13 protein-coding genes are annotated in these 14,335 nt (G+C 38.3%); 5 read left to right on the top strand and 8 right to left on the bottom strand.

Annotated features, from left to right (window positions below):
- Positions 1–7 precede the first annotated feature (7 nt).
- Entirely contained in the window at positions 8–556 is a 549-nt protein-coding gene (gene fldB / locus H4J57_RS08560; RefSeq protein ID WP_182216882.1) for a flavodoxin FldB, read from the bottom strand.
- Positions 557–852: 296 nt separating this feature from the next.
- Here fldB and dsbC point away from each other — a divergent pair, with 296 nt between their 5' ends.
- The 4 genes from dsbC to lysS all read left to right on the top strand — a co-directional run bounded on the left by dsbC (position 853) and on the right by lysS (position 6,372).
- Positions 853–1,662, top strand: a complete 810-nt coding sequence (gene dsbC, locus H4J57_RS08555; RefSeq protein WP_182221815.1) for a bifunctional protein-disulfide isomerase/oxidoreductase DsbC — start codon at positions 853–855, stop codon at positions 1,660–1,662.
- 100 nt (positions 1,663–1,762) lie between these two features.
- Complete coding sequence (gene recJ / locus H4J57_RS08550) at positions 1,763–3,508, top strand: single-stranded-DNA-specific exonuclease RecJ (protein ID WP_182216881.1); 1,746 nt, start codon at positions 1,763–1,765, stop codon at positions 3,506–3,508.
- Between the two features lie 151 nt (positions 3,509–3,659).
- A protein-coding gene (prfB, locus tag H4J57_RS08545; RefSeq protein ID WP_182221813.1) for a peptide chain release factor 2 occupies positions 3,660–4,758 on the top strand; the annotation gives its coding sequence in 2 pieces (ribosomal slippage) (positions 3,660–3,734 and positions 3,736–4,758; 1,098 coding nt in all).
- Between the two features lie 63 nt (positions 4,759–4,821).
- On the top strand, positions 4,822–6,372 hold the full coding sequence (gene lysS / locus H4J57_RS08540; RefSeq protein ID WP_182242515.1) for a lysine--tRNA ligase: 1,551 nt from the start codon (positions 4,822–4,824) through the stop codon (positions 6,370–6,372).
- A 631-nt stretch (positions 6,373–7,003) separates the two neighbouring features.
- On the opposite strand, the gene H4J57_RS08535 is transcribed toward lysS, so the two are convergent.
- Positions 7,004–8,308 carry a DUF3667 domain-containing protein gene (locus H4J57_RS08535; protein ID WP_182242514.1) on the bottom strand — a complete coding sequence of 435 codons (1,305 nt, stop codon included), beginning with the start codon at positions 8,306–8,308 and terminating at the stop codon, positions 7,004–7,006.
- A 243-nt stretch (positions 8,309–8,551) separates the two neighbouring features.
- Here H4J57_RS08535 and H4J57_RS08530 point away from each other — a divergent pair, with 243 nt between their 5' ends.
- Entirely contained in the window at positions 8,552–9,100 is a 549-nt protein-coding gene (locus H4J57_RS08530) for a YkvA family protein (protein WP_182217566.1), read from the top strand.
- Between the two features lie 699 nt (positions 9,101–9,799).
- Here H4J57_RS08530 and H4J57_RS08525 read toward each other — a convergent pair.
- From H4J57_RS08525 to H4J57_RS08500, 6 genes are all read right to left on the bottom strand, one after another.
- Entirely contained in the window at positions 9,800–9,973 is a 174-nt protein-coding gene (locus H4J57_RS08525) for a hypothetical protein (protein ID WP_170246384.1), read from the bottom strand.
- Positions 9,970–11,244, bottom strand: coding sequence for an AmpG family muropeptide MFS transporter (locus H4J57_RS08520; RefSeq protein WP_182217568.1), 1,275 nt, complete (start codon positions 11,242–11,244; stop codon positions 9,970–9,972). Before H4J57_RS08520 ends, H4J57_RS08525 begins: the two co-directional genes overlap by 4 nt.
- A gap of 110 nt (positions 11,245–11,354) precedes the next feature.
- A complete protein-coding gene (locus tag H4J57_RS08515; protein ID WP_182217569.1) occupies positions 11,355–11,684 on the bottom strand; it encodes a hypothetical protein in 330 nt (109 codons plus the stop codon).
- A 260-nt stretch (positions 11,685–11,944) separates the two neighbouring features.
- Positions 11,945–12,526, bottom strand: a complete 582-nt coding sequence (locus H4J57_RS08510; RefSeq protein ID WP_182242513.1) for a peptidylprolyl isomerase — start codon at positions 12,524–12,526, stop codon at positions 11,945–11,947.
- Positions 12,527–12,559: 33 nt separating this feature from the next.
- Positions 12,560–13,156, bottom strand: a complete 597-nt coding sequence (locus H4J57_RS08505) for a YajG family lipoprotein (RefSeq protein ID WP_182217573.1) — start codon at positions 13,154–13,156, stop codon at positions 12,560–12,562.
- A gap of 16 nt (positions 13,157–13,172) precedes the next feature.
- Entirely contained in the window at positions 13,173–14,324 is a 1,152-nt protein-coding gene (locus H4J57_RS08500) for a methyltransferase (RefSeq protein WP_182242512.1), read from the bottom strand.
- Positions 14,325–14,335 lie beyond the last annotated feature (11 nt).

The raw sequence follows: 14,335 nt of genomic DNA, 5'->3' as shown, positions 1-14,335 counted from the left end.
TTAGTTTTTATTCACTTTCAATAATCTCAGCTATTTCTCTTTGAATTTGTTGACACCACAATGCAATACGTTCATCACTTTGTTCGTATTGATTGTCTTCATCTAATGCCAAACCGACAAATTGACTATTATCTTCGGTGAGCGCTTTAGAGGCTTCAAACTCATAACCTTGGTTGGGCCAAAAACCAATAACAAAACCATCTTGGGCGATGACTTGTTCATGCAACATGCCCAGCGCATCTTGAAACCACTCGGTATAACCAATTTGGTCACCCATGCCATAAAGGGCGATAATTTTTCCTGATAAATCTAAAGTCGCGATATCATCCCAGTGGCCCTCCCAATCTTCTTGAATTTGACCATAATCCCAAGTAGAAATACCCATGATAACCAGATCGAAATCGTCAATCTTACTTAGTGGTGTCTCTTTGATATTAAACAATTCAACGTCGAACTCTGTCTTGAACTTTGCTTTGTCAGCAAAATATTGTTGAATTTTCTCCGCCGCCATTTCAGTATAACAAGTGGTAGAACCGTAAAATAAACCAATTTTCATGAGGTAGCCTTTAGCATCTTTTTTGAGCTTAGAAGTAAGATATTGACCGATTAACATTAGGGTCACTATTTTTGCGAGAGTTTAACAGATAGTTTATATCAAGGCAGTAAAATATATATATCGTTATAAAGTGGCTGTTTACACTTATTAATAGAGTGATATGACTAGGTTTATTGCATTTTATTTCAATTCCCTGTAATTTTACTCACTAAGAAACGGTCATGTTATATAGCTCAATTAATCTTGTGTAATCACTGAGATTACCGATTGTTAGTTCTACTTTTAGGAAGTCATTAATGTTTAAGAAAATTTCCCTTGCCCTTACGGCGGTTTGTATCGGTGTTGCTGGTTTAGTGTTTGCTGTAGAGCAGCCGACTGTGGTTGCAAGTAGCGCCTCAACCACCACATCTACCATCAATAATCCTACCGAATTCGATGCGGTTCAATTAAAAGCAAAGCTTAGTTTAATGTTAGGCCTAGAAATTGATGCTGTTAAACCATCAGCTATGCCTGGTTTAGTTGAACTTATCACTAACCAAGGTTTATTCTATGCGAGTGCCGATGGTCAATTTTTCATTCAAGGTAAACTTTATGGTTTAGGCGGCAAGGTTGTCAATTATTCAGAAGCAAGTTTAGCGCAAGTTCGACTTGATGGTTTGGACAAGTTTGCTGATGCGATGATTGTCTATCCAGCAAAAAATGAAAAGCATGTTGTTACCGTATTCACCGATATCACTTGTGGCTACTGCCGTAAGATGCATGAACAAATGGATGAATATAATGAAAAAGGTATCACGGTACGTTATTTAGCTTACCCTCGTTCAGGTGTGAAAGACCGTTCGGGTCAATATTCTCAAGGCTTTAAAGATTTACGCTCTATTTGGTGTCACGAAAATCCAGCAGATGCGTTAACAAAAGCTAAAATGGGTTCAAATGTTGCACAACGTATATGTGATAAACCCATTGAAGATGAGTTTGATTTTGGCCGTCAAGTTGGGGTTAGTGGCACACCGGCTGTTATTTTAGAAAACGGTATGATGTTACCTGGCTATCAAGAACCGGATGCGCTTGTTGCTATAATTGAACAGATGAAAGCGGCAGGATAAATTATAATCGTTTGTTAATGATTTAACCTAAGTGGCAGGCCAAATAGCCTGCCATTTTGCTCTCTTAACCTCTTTGAATTAATCATCAGAAACTCTCCTTATGCAAAAGCAAATAGTACGCCGTGTCAAAGTTGAAGATAACCATCTTCCCAATCATCTTCATCCACTTATTAAGCAGATATATGCCAGCCGCGGTATTGATAAGGCAATTGAACTCGAACTTAATGTCAGCCAACTCTGTGCCATTGAAAGTTTAAAAGGGATTAATCAAGGCTGTGAGGTTTTATATGAAGGCTTAGTCGCGAATAAAAACATTGCCATTATTGGGGATTTTGATGCAGATGGTGCGACTAGCACTGCATTAATGATGGAAGCTTTACGTTTGTTTGGCTGTGATAATTATCAATTCCTAGTACCTAATCGATTTATATATGGTTATGGTTTAACACCTGAAATTGTCGAAATAGCTGCTAAGCAAGGCGCTGAGCTATTAATAACCGTTGATAATGGTATTAGTTGTGTTGCCGGCGTCGCTAAAGCCAAGTCTTTAGGATTAGGTGTTATTGTTACCGACCATCACTTACCGGGCATGACACTACCTGATGCCGACGCTATTATTAATCCAAACCAAGTTGGCTGTGACTTCGCCAGTAAAGCGCTGGCGGGTGTTGGTGTTGCTTTTTATTTTATGATGGCAATGCGTAAATATTTACGTGAGAAGAACTGGTTCGTTGACAAAAAAATAGCAGAGCCTAATATTGCTCAACTCCTTGACTTAGTTGCCTTGGGGACCGTAGCCGATGTTGTTTCTCTTGACAACAATAATCGAATTTTGGTTGAACAAGGCTTGAAAAGAATTCGTGCGGGAGTTACGCGCCCAGGCATTCAAGCGTTGCTCGAAATAGCCGGTAAAGATCAGAAAAAGATAGTTGCTAGTGATTTTGGTTTTGCTTTGGGTCCAAGAATAAATGCCGCAGGGCGTTTAGACGATATGTCGTACGGTATTAATTGTTTGCTTGCCAAAGACCTTGCTTCTGCTCGAGTAATGGCTGCTGATCTTGATGATTTGAATAAGTCGCGCCGAGAAATCGAGCAGGGCATGCAGCAAGAAGCAGAACAAGTGCTGAAAAGCTTAAATTTTTCTGATGATAACTTACCGCACGCGATTTCTTTGTTTCAAAAAGATTGGCATCAAGGGGTTATCGGTATTGTTGCTGGTCGTTTAAAAGAAAAGTATCACCGACCCAGTATTGTTTTTGCTGGCACGAGTGATGACCTTTCTCTTGAGAAAACAGGAAAAACCAGTGAAATTAAAGGTTCCGCACGCTCTATTCCTGGTTTACATATTAGAGATTTACTGGAACATATTGACACGCAGCACCCAAATATCATTATTAAATTTGGTGGCCACGCCATGGCAGCTGGCTTATCAATAGCAGAAGAAAACTTTGAAGAATTTCAGCGCTTATTAAATCAATATGCCGAGCTTTGGTTAAGCAGTGACGATCTCAAAGGTACCCTCGCCTCCGATGGCGAACTACCCACCAATGAAATGACCTTATCTTTTGCTCAGCTATTACGTGATTCTGGCCCTTGGGGACAAAACTTTATCGAACCTTTATTTGACGATAAATTTAAGCTGGTTCAGCAACGTATTGTCGGTCAGAAACATCTGAAACTGGTTGTTGAAAAAGCGGGGCAAGTTTTTGATGCTATCGCTTTTAATGTTGACTTAAGCCGTTGGCCTGACCATCAAACTCAACAAGTCCACCTTGCTTATCGTCTCGATATTAATGAATTTCGTGGCAAGCAAAGTGTGCAATTTATTGTGGAATACCTTGAATAAAAGCCTGGCGATTCATTGCTTTATTTTCAGCCAGTTTAGTCAGTTAAATCGTTTATTTAGCGATGAAATTACGCTATAATGCGCGACTATTTTATTTTATTCTTTCGGGCGTGCATCTTGACGCCAAATTTGCGATGTAAAATTATAAACTATGATTGAAGCTAACCCGGTATTAAACAAGATTAAAGACATCCGCGAGCGTACAGATATGCTTCGGGGGTATCTTTGACTACGACCAAAGATCAGAACGTTTGGTTGAAGTGGTGCGTGAATTAGAGTCACCTGAAGTTTGGAATGATCCTGAACGAGCACAAGCACTCGGTAAAGAGCGCTCTTCTCTTGAAGCCATCGTTGAAACCATTGATGAAATGGATCGAGGCTGTGAAGACGTTGAAGGTTTAGTTGAACTTGCTCTAGAAGAAGACGACGAAGAAACCTTTAACGATGCGAACGATGAAATTCAAGCGCTAGAAAAAAGTTTAGAAAAATTAGAATTTCGCCGGATGTTTTCTGGTGAACATGACGAAAATAGCTGTTATTTAGATATTCAATCGGGCTCTGGTGGCACTGAAGCACAAGACTGGGCTGAAATGTTAATGCGTATGTATTTGCGTTGGGGTGAAGCACACGGTTATAAAACAGAAGCGATTGAAGTGACTGACGGTGATGTTGCCGGTATTAAAGGGTGTACGATTAAGTATACCGGTGAATACGCTTATGGCTGGTTACGTACAGAAACAGGTGTTCATCGCTTAGTAAGAAAATCACCATTTGATTCCAGTGGTCGTCGTCATACCTCATTTGCTTCGGCATTTATTTATCCTGAGATTGACGATAATATTGAAATCGATATTAATCCTGCTGATTTACGTATTGATACCTTTCGTGCCTCGGGCGCTGGTGGTCAACATGTTAATAAAACTGATTCAGCTATTCGTATTACCCATGTTCCAACGGGCGCTGTTGTCGCTTGTCAAGCTGACCGCTCCCAACATAAGAACCGTGCAACGGCGATGAAGTTGTTAAAAGCTAAGCTCTTTGAAATGGAAATGCAAAAGAAAAATGAAGGCAAGCAAGAATTAGAAGATGGTAAATCTGACATTGGCTGGGGTAGTCAAATACGCTCATACGTTTTAGACGACAGCCGAATTAAAGATTTACGCACAGGCGTTGAAAATCGAAATACCCAAGCAGTTTTAGATGGCGATTTAGACAAATTTTTAGAAGCCAGCCTAAAATCTGGTTTATAAAGTAGAAGAGCCTTGCGTGGCAAGGTTCGACAATCAAAACTTAAAAAGTTAACGAGAAAAAAAATGACCGACCAAGCACAAGTAAATCAGCAAGATGAAAACAAATTAATCGCCGAACGTCGCGGTAAATTAGCGAAAATTCGTGAAAACTGTCCGGCTAATGGCCACCCAAACAAGTTTGACCGAAAACACTACGCTGCTGATTTACAAGCTGAGCATGGTGAGAAAGATAAAGAAACACTTGAAGCTGAAACCGCAACCTATAGTATTGCTGGTCGAGTTATGGCTAAGCGTGGGCCATTTTTGGTACTACAAGATATGTCTGGTCGCATCCAAGCTTATGCACATAAAACAGTGCAAAAAGATATTAAAGAGCGTTGGGGCACTTTAGATATCGGCGATATTATCGGTGTTACCGGCACTATGCATATGTCTGGTAAAGGCGATTTATATGTCAATATGGACGAATATCAATTACTCACTAAGTCATTGCGTCCGTTACCTGAAAAATTCCACGGTTTATCTGATGTTGAAACTAAGTATCGTCAACGCTATGTTGATTTAATCATCAATGAAGAAACGCGTAATACTTTCCTTATACGTTCAAAAATTGTTGAAGGTATTCGTCAGTTTTTAACTGTTCGTGGTTTTATGGAAGTTGAAACGCCAATGCTACAAACTATTCCCGGTGGCGCAACGGCTAAACCTTTTGAAACTTTTCATAATGCCTTAGACATTCAAATGTATATGCGTATTGCCCCTGAGCTTTATTTGAAGCGCTTAGTCGTTGGTGGTTTTGAAAAAGTATTTGAAATTAACCGTAACTTCCGTAACGAAGGCTTATCTTCACGTCATAACCCAGAATTCACTATGATTGAATTCTATCAAGCTTATGCCGATTACATTGATTTAATGAATATCACTGAAGATATGTTACGTACTCTTGCTGAAAACGTACTAGGTAGCTCTGTTATTCGTAACACAGTTAAAAATAGTGATGGCGAAGTCGTGGAAGAGAAATTTTATGACTTTGGAAAATCGTTTACGCGCTTATCTATGGTTGATGCTATTTTATTATACGGTAACGACCTAGACGAAAACATTTTACGTAATCCAGAAGCAAACTTCGACGCACTTAAAACTATGGCCAAAACTGTTGGTGTTAAAGAAACTGAAGCATCAAAAGTATGGGGCCCAGGTAAATACATTTGTGAAATATTTGAAGAAGTTGCTGAGCATATGCTTGATCAACCTACTTTCATTACAGAGTACCCTTGGGAAGTTTCACCATTAGCACGTCGTAATGATGACAACCCATTTATTACTGACCGTTTTGAATTTTTCGTTGGTGGACGTGAATTAGCGAATGGTTTCTCTGAGCTTAATGACGCAGAAGACCAAGCAGCACGTTTCCGTAACCAAGTTGAAGGCAAAGATGCTGGTGACGATGAAGCGATGCATTATGATGAAGACTATATTCAAGCGCTTGAATATGGTTTACCGCCAACTGCGGGTGAAGGTATTGGTATTGACCGTTTAGTGATGTTGTTTACTGACTCACCAACGATCAAAGATGTTATTTTGTTCCCTCATATGCGTCCTTTAGCTGAGTAACCTTTATAAAGAACGCTTTTAGAAGCGTTCTTTAAATTTATAAAAGCCGGATAAGTTAATCACTTATCCGGCTTTTCTGTTTAGAAAGAACGAAGGTGTTATCTGGTTGATGAAGCTAATATCAAAATACCAGGTTGCGCTTAGTTGAACTTTGTCTAGTTATCCCTTTACCGTCATGCTGAATTTATTTCAGTATCTGCTTTTGTGTTGTTAACGACGAGATCCTGAAACAAGTTCAGGATGACGGAGGTGGTATCAGGATGACGGAGATGGTTTTAGGATGATGAAGTTAGAATCAAAATAATAGCCAGGGTTCAGACTAACAGTGTCTAGTTATCCCTTTACCGTCATGCTGAATTTATTTCAGTATCTGCTTTTTGTGTTGTTAACGACGAGATCCTGAAACAAGTTCAGGATGACGGATGCTTATCCCTTTATCGTCATGCTGAATTTATTTCAGTATCTGTTTTTGTGTTGTTAACGACGAGATCCTGAAACAAGTTCAGGATGACGGGTGAGTTTTCAGGATGACGGAGGTGATATCAGGATGACGACGGATACGGTATCTGGTTGACGGAATCCAGATCAGCATAACGGGCTTATATCAGGGCAGGGTAACTGAAACTGTTAGTTAAATATCTGTTAAGCCCCAAACGAAGGCAATTACACCTGTGAAGCCAATAAGTATCATATAGGCGGTGCCGATAAACGAATATTTGATAAAGGTCAAAAAATAACCCTGTTTATAGACGCGCTTTTGCATGATAAATAAATATATCGGGATCCAAATTAATAAGGCTTTACTGGCAAATTCAATCGAGCCAGTAAGTACAGGGAGGACTGTTTCACTATAGCCAGCAAACACATCTAGTAACTCTACCAACAATATAGTAAAGAAAATAAAACTATGGCTGTGCAAGGCAACCGTTAAATGTTCCATATACAGTCGTTTGGAAAATATAAACATTATTTTTAATAAAACAGCAAAAAGAGGTAGTAAAACAAACATTAATTGCGGTAATTTTCCAATAACTTCTTGCACTAGTGGCGTTGCATCAGAGCGGAAGGCATTTTCTGCTTTCTTGATCAAAGACTTTGTAAACACATTAAGGCTTTTATTATTCTCGTCACTTAAAAAATCAAAAGACAAGGTACCATCGGCATTATTGCCTATGGTCGTAGAAGTTTTTTCTACATTATCTAGTTCCTCACCATTTTTAAATTTTGCAATATTTGAGGTTAATAAATCATAACGTTCTTTTTTATTCCCGCTAAGTGCTTGTCCATCTTTAAATTGTCTTAATTCTAAATCGACAAGTGTTTTGGTCATATCAATTAACCGTTTATTTTTTTCAATACTGTAATCTTTATTAATATCGGTTAAATAGGTTTCAAATTTTGCGATACTTTTTGTTGTTTCTGACAAATCAACGGTATTATCTGGTGAGCCATCAATGGCTTTAAGCTTGTTTTTTTCAAGTAAAACAAGCTGATCTTTGATTTGAGTGATTGATGTCTGATTGTCGCTTACCGCGAGAAGAGTATTACTGTCTGAGAGCACAAAAAATTTTAAGGTAATAAAAAAGACAATACTCACAAAAAGGTACAGACGCAGCGGAGGCACGTAATGCACGCGTTTTCCCGCAATATACTCATTAGTTAAAAAACCAGGACGAGCAACTAATGGCAATATAGTTCGGGCGGCACGAGAATCAAAACTAAAAATATCATCAAGAAGGTGTAATATCACCACCCAAAAATATTTCAATGTTGATTCTGCATGTTGACCACACTGACCACAAAAAGGACCGTTGAGTGGCTGATGACAATTATCACAATTGTTATTTGCTGAACTTCTCATGGTATCAGGCTGTTCAGAGACTGATGGCGTGATATCAAGATCACTATTTTTTTTAACTAACTCGGTATTTTGCATAAAAGTTTCAGAATAAATACAAACAATAGAACAAAATCATAGCATTATGTTTATAAAAGTGTGAATGAAAAGTTATAAATATTTACAAATTAATTGAGTTAACTGCGTGCTGTTTGTATAACTATCTGCTAAATTTACTCTAATAAGAAAAATAGGGTTGAATGTACTATGTTTACTATTATGCAAAAAAGTAAATAATAAACAAAGTGTAGTAATAGAAAAGCCAAATACAGGAGAATTATAATGGCGTTTGAAGTTAAATTTGAATTAACAGAGTCAGACTTAGACCACTTCCGTGATGTAATGCGTAAAGCACAATCAGGAGCTGCAAAACTTAGTGAAGCAGTTATTTTAAGTAACGCTAAGAGTATTAGCCAAGATATTAAAGGAAGTGTTCCAGAATTTGTCAGCGAGCGCATTAAAAAACTAGAAACTTTAGTGGCGATGATAGAAGACTCTGAATGGAAAATTCCAGCAGAAGAGCGCAGTGATGTGCTAAGTGCATTGGCTTATTTTAGTGATCCAGAAGATTTAGTACCTGACCATATTCCTGTATTAGGCTTTTTAGACGACGCTATCATGATTGAATTAGTTGCCGAAGAACTGAAAGACGATATTGAAGCGTTTCTAGAGTTTTGTGCTTATCGTAGCCGAGAAGAAGGTCGTAGTGGTGATGCTACAGTGACTCGTGAAGAGTGGCTAGATTCTAAACGTCGCGAACTTCATAGTCGTATGAGAAACCGACGCTCTACTCGTCGTAGCGGTCGCTCATCATTTCGTTCAGTTTTTTAAACACTACTTTAAAAACATTGAATTCTAAAAGCTTACTCATTTTTTGAGTAAGCTTTTTTTATGTGTTTTTTATGAGGAGATCCTGAAACAAGTTCAGGATAACGGATGTGGTATCAGGATGACGACGGACACGTCATAAGGATGACGGAGGTGTTATCAGAATGACTGAGGTGTTATCAGAATGACTGAGGCTTATCCCTTTACCGTCATGCTGAATTTATTTCAGTATCTGCTTTTTGTGTTGTTAACGACGAGATCCTGAAACAAGTTCAGGATGACGGATGTGGTATCAGGATGAAGGAGGGGGTATCAGAATGACTGAGGCTTATCCCTTTACCGTCATACTGAATTTATTTCAGTATCTGCTTTTGTGTTGTCAACGATGAGATCCTGAAACAAGTTCAGGATGACGGGTGTGGTATCAGGATGAAGGACAACGGAGGTGTTATCAGAATGACTGAGGTTTATCCCTTTGCCGTCATGCTGAATTTATTTCAGTATCTGCTTTTTGTGTGGTCAACGACGAGATCCTGAAACAAGTTCAGGATGACGGATGTGGTATCAGGATGACGGATGTGGTATCAGGATGACGGAGTTGTTATCAGGATGACAGAGGTGTTATTAGGATGACTGAGGCGGTATCTGGTTGACTGAGGTGGTCTCATAACGATGGATTTGGTATCAGGATATCAGCAGTCGTCATCCGTGAGTAACGTATATCATTACCACTAAAAATCCAATGAGTACGGTATTTAAAGCAATAATATAAGCAAAACCTTTCACACCTTCTTTTACACTAAAGCCTTTAGCATCTAGATATCGCCACCAAAAAAGGCACATGATAATAGGGAGTAGAAAGAACAGTTTAATCATATTAATTCCTCGGTTTTATTTTTTGTTTCGAAAGGGACTTTTTCGCTCCAAGGAGCAACTTTAAATAACATAAGCATTCCTGGGATCGCGAGGAAAGTACAAAGAAAGTAGAACGATGTCCAACCTATTTGCTCTACAATAAGGCCAGTTGTTGCATTGGCAAAGGTCCGAGGCAAAGCGGTTAGCGCCGTAAAGAGTGCAAATTGCGTTGCAGCAAAAGCGGGGTTGGTTGTTCTTGCTATAAAGGCAGTAAATGCAGCAGTACCTAAACCAACACCTAAGTATTCAAAGCCCATCGCAAAAGCTAGAGCGTAAGTATTATGACCTATTTCTGCTAAAGCGGCAAAGCCTAATATGCTGATGATTTGCACAAAGCCAAACAACCATAATGCCTTATTTATACTGAGCTTTATCATTACAATGCCGCCAACAGCAAGCCCGATAGTCATCGCAATAAGCGACGCTGTTTTAGCAACCACACCAATTTCTGTTTTAGTAAAGCCTAAGTCTATAAAAAAGGGAGTTTGCAGGGCTGTAGCCATACTGTCGCCTAATTTGTATAAAAATAAAAAAATGAGAATTTGTAAGGCACTTTTAAAACCTTTTCGTGAAATAAAATCTCTAAAAGGCAATACAACAGCATCATGTAATGTTTTAGGAGCAAGATGTTCGCTTTTACTCTCTTTAATACATAAGGTCAGTAAAATACCGATGAGCATAAACGCAGCAACAATAAGAAAAACTGACTGCCAGCTGATATGGTCAGCCAATATAAAAGCTAACGAGCCCGGCACTAAGCCAGATAGACGGTAAGCCTGTACATGGATAGAATTACCTAAGCCCAGTTCGTGTTCTTGCAATAACTCCCTGCGATAAGCATCAAGAACAATATCTTGGCTTGCACTAAAAAAAGCAACAGCAGCGGCTAGATAAGCGACAGACCAAATATTTATAGTAGGGTCTATAAAACCAAAACCAGCGATTGAGAAGAGTAATAAAACTTGCGTAGCGAACATCCAGCTTCGACGTCGACCTAGCATCGGAAAAGAATACCTGTCCATCAATGGAGACCAAATAAACTTCCAAACATAAGGAATGCCAATTAATGAGAATAAACCTATCTCAACTAGACTTACTCCTTCTGATCTTAACCAACCAGGTACCAGTTGATATAAAATAAATAACGGCAAGCCCGAAGTGAATCCGGTGAAGATACAAATCAACATTCTTTTATTGAGAATAGCTTCTTTGAATGTTTGTTGAGTGGTCATGCAATTGCCTACAAAAATCTTAGTAGGCATAGGCTATCAAAATGTTATTGAAAACAGAAGTTTATTCTTGAGTTCTGTGAGCAAGTGTCGAGGATTTTACTAACGTTAGCCTAAGGTAACGGACGCCAGCCAATACAGTCAATAGGATAACTGCCAGTACCTGTGAAGAAATCTAAACAGGTCGTTATTTCACTTTTAAAATACAAGTCATGGCTCAGTGATTGTGCTCCATGTAAACTCATCTCATGGACTAAGTGCCAAAAAACGCGCTCTTTTGCACTACTCGGCATTTCATCATTTACCTTGAGCAATGTCCATTCCTCCATGGTATCAAGGATGAATGTGTCGAGTTCGGTATAATGCAATGATTGGTTAATCACAGCTTTAATATAGTAAGCTATTTGTTGTGTTTTTTCGTTGATAAACGGCTCAATTATCATGGCACCCTCAGTTCACTTTCGTATTTAAATCATTCGAGTAGGAAAGTAGCTACCACTTTATTGAAATGGTGAAAATAGTTGTTATTGTTTATTTACTACCTTATATATCGTAGATTAAAAACAGTTTGTCAAAGGTGTAGGCAATTTAATTTTCATTTAATTGTAAGAACGTACAAAAAAGAATGTTTATTATGGCATTATTATAGTCAGAAATATTGCCTCCTGACTATAATTTACAGCTGAAATTTTATTGGATAAATTTATTCTTCTGGTAATAAAGTGGCTTTAATTAAGGTAATAGGTTCTACGGGCACATCGTCCCAGCCCATCGCATCGCTATAGTGTGTTTTAGCTAAATTCATAGCATCAACAACTGCCTGACCTTCAATAATGGCGCCAAATACGGTATATCCCCAGCGACGGCCTGGATCTAAACTTTTATTGTCAGCCATATTAAAAAAGAATTGACGATTTGCGGTGTGTGGGCGATTTTCTTTTGCCATAGCAATAGTGCCACGTTCATTTTTTAAACCATTACCTGATTCATTAACAATATTTTCAGTGACTTTTTTAAAATTGAAGTCCTCATCATAGCCACCGCCTTGTACGATAAAGTCTGAGACAATACGATGAAAAATCGTATTGTTGTATTCACCTTTAACCACATACATTAAAAAATTATCAACAGTTAATGGCGCACGAATGCGGTCTAATTCAACAATGATGACTCCTTTTGATGTTTCTAATTTCACTTTTGGAAATAAGTTATTAGGATCAATGGCAATATTATTCGCTGATACAGTGCCAGATAAAAATATAAGTAAAAAAAATAAACCTTTCATTATCATTTCTTCTTTTAAAGGAGCTGTTAAAAATTACTTTATAAAACGCTGAATTTCAATATTATTAATAACTTGAGATAATAACTGAGTAAGTTGTTGACTAAAGTCTCGCTCTAATACCGCAATATCTGCGCCCAATGGGCCTTCACTAGTTCCGCGAACTTTAAAGGTGTTGCTCAACGTTTGTGAGCCATTGTTAACAGTTACGCGGATCACAAGTTCATTGTTAACTTGATATTTCATCATTTCTTGTTGCACGCTGCTCAAGCCATTATCAATAATTATTTCAATTGCATTACCCGCTTGAGCGTTAATGTCTAAGCCCTGTTTTTTAAATTCAGCGGCTAACGCTTCCTCAACAATACGGTTTAATGGTTGCTGACTAGAATAAACCTCTGCTGCTTCATCTTTTCTTAATACTTGCACAACATGCTGGGCACTTCGCAAATCAGTGACCGTTAAACTCGCTTGTTTATTTTGATAAGCACTTTGGCTAGATGCACCATTATTTATGCTTAAATCTGGAGCAATAACTACGTAAGTGGGTTTGTTGGCACAAGCCGTCAGTACAAGCAGTAAAGTTGTTGCGGCTAATGTTTTAATTTTATTGTTAATGAATATATTTTTCATGATCTGATTAACTCCATTATTTTATTGATGAAAGCGTGACAAATTTATCATTGCTGGCAATGAGTTTTTCATTACCAAAAAGTCGTTTAAGTTTAATATGGTATCCGAGTTGCCGATTACCAATAATGCGTAACTCACCACCGTTCTTTAATGCTCTATGGCTATCGCGAAACATCTGCCAAGCGATATGGTCTGTGGTTGCATTTTGCTGGTGAAAAGGAGGGTTACACAAAATCAAATCAACACTATTAGGCTCCATGTCGGCTAAGCAGTCATTTATCATGAACTGACACTGTTCGAGTTGCTCTGGTAAGTTTTTACTGATATTAGTCTTTGCAGAATCAACAGCCATATAAGATTCATCAACAAAAGTAACTAATGCCTGGGGTTGCTCTGCCAGTACGGCTAAACCAATCACACCATTGCCGCAGCCTAAGTCAATAACACGACTACCTGCTTTGACTTCAGGAAGGTGCTTAATAAAGTGGCGAGCACCAATATCAAGTTTTTCACGAGCATAAACCCCTGAATGATTACTGATAATAAAAGCGCTATCTTCTAACGGCCAAACTGTTGGAAAAGGTGAAGATAAAACTTGCTGGTTATCAAGTTGAGAGAATACTAAACGTGCTTTCTTTACCGCTAAAGACGTTTTTGTTGTCCCTAAATATTTTTCAAATAATTTTAACGTCGAGCTATGGATATCTTTGGCTTTATCGCTAGCAATAAAAATAAGTTCTTGATTATATTTAGCTTTAATCGATAAAAGTTGATCGATCATTAATGACTTACTTTTAGGTATCTTGTACAACACCACGGTAATATTATCGGGTAGGTCATCCAAACTTGTTATTTGGCTAATATTGTCAAGCGACAAACCGTTTTGCTCAATATTATATTTTAACCCTTGGTGGCTTATCCAAGAATCGGAAACCGTAGTCACATTTGACTGAGTAAAGTTAGCAGTAATAGCGCCAAAGCTATCATTGAAAATTAGTAAGTTGTGCTGGCTATCCGCTAAACTTTGCTCATTAACATAATTAATTAAATACTCGTCGGCTGAATCCCAAGCAACTAGTGCACGGTTAACTTGACCAACGGGGTAGCGATCTAAAAAAAGGTTCTTGTCATAAACGCCATCTGCGTTAACAATAAAAGGGCTGATCATAATAAAGAGGT

Origin of the sequence: Colwellia sp. BRX8-7 (genome assembly GCF_014077275.1) — a bacterium.
Lineage (GTDB): Bacteria > Pseudomonadota > Gammaproteobacteria > Enterobacterales > Alteromonadaceae > Colwellia_A.
This window is presented reverse-complemented; position numbering and strand designations above follow the sequence as displayed.

Coding starts and splice junctions, on each gene's coding strand:
- H4J57_RS08530 (WP_182217566.1), top strand. CDS start 8,552: ATGGCGTTTGAAGTTAAATTTGAATTAACAGAGTCAGACTTAGACCAC.
- H4J57_RS08525 (WP_170246384.1), bottom strand. CDS start 9,973: ATGATTAAACTGTTCTTTCTACTCCCTATTATCATGTGCCTTTTTTGG.
- lysS (WP_182242515.1), top strand. CDS start 4,822: ATGACCGACCAAGCACAAGTAAATCAGCAAGATGAAAACAAATTAATC.
- dsbC (WP_182221815.1), top strand. CDS start 853: ATGTTTAAGAAAATTTCCCTTGCCCTTACGGCGGTTTGTATCGGTGTT.
- H4J57_RS08510 (WP_182242513.1), bottom strand. CDS start 12,526: ATGAAAGGTTTATTTTTTTTACTTATATTTTTATCTGGCACTGTATCA.
- H4J57_RS08535 (WP_182242514.1), bottom strand. CDS start 8,308: ATGCAAAATACCGAGTTAGTTAAAAAAAATAGTGATCTTGATATCACG.
- H4J57_RS08520 (WP_182217568.1), bottom strand. CDS start 11,244: ATGACCACTCAACAAACATTCAAAGAAGCTATTCTCAATAAAAGAATG.
- fldB (WP_182216882.1), bottom strand. CDS start 556: ATGAAAATTGGTTTATTTTACGGTTCTACCACTTGTTATACTGAAATG.
- H4J57_RS08515 (WP_182217569.1), bottom strand. CDS start 11,684: ATGATAATTGAGCCGTTTATCAACGAAAAAACACAACAAATAGCTTAC.
- H4J57_RS08500 (WP_182242512.1), bottom strand. CDS start 14,324: ATGATCAGCCCTTTTATTGTTAACGCAGATGGCGTTTATGACAAGAAC.
- recJ (WP_182216881.1), top strand. CDS start 1,763: ATGCAAAAGCAAATAGTACGCCGTGTCAAAGTTGAAGATAACCATCTT.
- H4J57_RS08505 (WP_182217573.1), bottom strand. CDS start 13,156: ATGAAAAATATATTCATTAACAATAAAATTAAAACATTAGCCGCAACA.